The 1596-nt window shown below is 49.5% G+C and carries 4 protein-coding genes; 2 read left to right on the top strand and 2 right to left on the bottom strand.

Going from position 1 to position 1596, the window contains the following annotated elements; translation table 11 throughout:
- Positions 1 to 206, top strand: a 206-nt coding sequence (locus AC559A_RS19095; protein ID WP_498819281.1) for a hypothetical protein, incomplete at its 5' end; no start/stop codon positions are given.
- An 8-nt stretch (positions 207 to 214) separates the two neighbouring features.
- Here the strand turns inward: AC559A_RS19095 and AC559A_RS19090 are convergent.
- Positions 215 to 493: a helix-turn-helix domain-containing protein gene (locus AC559A_RS19090; RefSeq protein ID WP_498819279.1), complete on the bottom strand. Its 279-nt coding sequence runs from the start codon at positions 491 to 493 to the stop codon at positions 215 to 217.
- Positions 486 to 818 carry a type II toxin-antitoxin system RelE/ParE family toxin gene (locus AC559A_RS19085; protein WP_498819278.1) on the bottom strand — a complete coding sequence of 111 codons (333 nt, stop codon included), beginning with the start codon at positions 816 to 818 and terminating at the stop codon, positions 486 to 488. The genes AC559A_RS19090 and AC559A_RS19085 overlap by 8 nt, the downstream gene beginning before the upstream one ends.
- 388 nt (positions 819 to 1206) lie before the next feature.
- Here AC559A_RS19085 and AC559A_RS19080 point away from each other — a divergent pair.
- Positions 1207 to 1596 (top strand): Arm DNA-binding domain-containing protein (locus AC559A_RS19080; protein WP_498819277.1); only part of this gene is annotated, 390 nt, incomplete at its 3' end.

The following is a 1596-nucleotide window of genomic DNA, read 5'->3' as shown; positions in this document are numbered from 1 at the left end:
TGCTGGTTGTCGGCTTCTCCGGAGAATGGCTACCCGATCCAAAAGCCTTGCCAGTTCCCATAGCCGCGTTAGGGCTTGGACGTTCAGAGGCTCATCGGGTGCTACGGTTGCTGAGGGACAAGGCTGATAATGCCGGGTGGAATATGGAATGGCCTGCTCAGTGGTTGAAGCCGTTGGAGTATGGGAAGGCGTTGGGGGTGCAGTAAACGAAAGGTCAAGCCTCAAGAGATATTCTTACTTTGCTGCCGGTCGCTCGGGCATATCTCTGGATGCTTCTCAAGCTGGGCAAGGGTTTACCAGACTCCATCCTGGCGATGACGGACTGCGTTGTACCCATGCGCTCGGCAACTTCCTTTTGAGTCAAACCTGATCTGATCCGTGCCTGGATCAAAACCCTGGCAAAAGAAAATTCCTGCTCCTGCTGAGCGTATTCCTGGGAGTAAACTGGATCGTTCAATAACTCCAGATGCTTTTCGTGCAGACTTTTACCCATTGAGCAACTCCTTGGCGCGGTTCAAGGCTATGGCCAGTTCTTTTTGGGGCAGCTTTCTGGTTTTCTTCAGGAAGCATCGTAAAATGACCACCCGCTTTCCGACTGCTGCGACATACAAGCATCGCCCCTGCTCACTCTTCCCCGCCGCCCTGATTTCCCAAATTTTGTCTTGAACATGCTTGATATATGGCATGCCTATGCTTGGCAGACCAAATTCATTGATCAGCTTTGAGATATGCACCGTCTTGGCCTTTACTTCGACGGGAAGGCTATCGAACTCAGCTTCAACGGTATCGTTCAAAAATTCAACCAGCCATTGCGTCATAATTCAAATTATCGCTTTTTAGCGATACATGTCAATCATCACCTTCCACCAAGCCCTGCCTTTCTGCCGAACCGGCACCGCCCCATCCTGATCTGCTACCCTTCTGGGAACGACCCCCATATTTGCCTTGTACGGGCTCTTCTTGGCCTTTCTTAGCCACTGGCCTGCCAAAACACAGAGAAGGCCACAGAATCGATCCTGGGGCCTTCTAGGGCCATATGCCTACCAAGCCATGCTTTTTAGCCATTCCAAATACGCAATTTTCAAAAAACACCTCAAAAAAGTGTTATAAGCCTATGTAGAAGCCTTTGTAGCTCTCCAAGTCTTATCCAGGCCGCCGTTGGAATTGGTTCCTGGGCGGCTTTAACTTTTTCAAAAGAGGTGTTTTATGCCCAAGGTACACTTACGTCCAGCGTTCGTGACAAGTCCGCCGTTGCCGAAAGACAAGCCGAAAGTTGATTACTTTGATACCCAGCTGGCTGGTTTTTTGTTAGAGGTCCGTGCTACCGGTACGTCAACATACTATCTCAGGTACAGAGACAAAGCCGGAAAGATCAAACAATTCAGAATTGGCAATCCGGATTCCATAACCCTTGAAGAAGCCAGAAGCAAGGCTAAAAACATGAAGAAGCAAACGGTTATTGGCTTCGACCCCAGAGACGTACAGAAGCGCATGAAAGCTGTACCGACGTTCAGGGACTTTGTGAACAATCAATACCTGCCCCATGTAAAAACCTACAAACGATCCTGGAAACTCGACAAGGCGGGCATCGAGAAC

The organism is Desulfonatronum zhilinae, from assembly GCF_900182865.1.
In the GTDB taxonomy this organism is placed as follows: Bacteria; Desulfobacterota; Desulfovibrionia; order Desulfovibrionales; family Desulfonatronaceae; genus Desulfonatronum; species Desulfonatronum lacustre.
The sequence above is the reverse complement of the archived record's forward strand: the minus strand, read 5'-3'. Positions and strand labels throughout refer to the sequence as shown.

Coding starts and splice junctions, on each gene's coding strand:
- AC559A_RS19090 (WP_498819279.1), bottom strand. CDS start 493: ATGGGTAAAAGTCTGCACGAAAAGCATCTGGAGTTATTGAACGATCCA.
- AC559A_RS19085 (WP_498819278.1), bottom strand. CDS start 818: ATGACGCAATGGCTGGTTGAATTTTTGAACGATACCGTTGAAGCTGAG.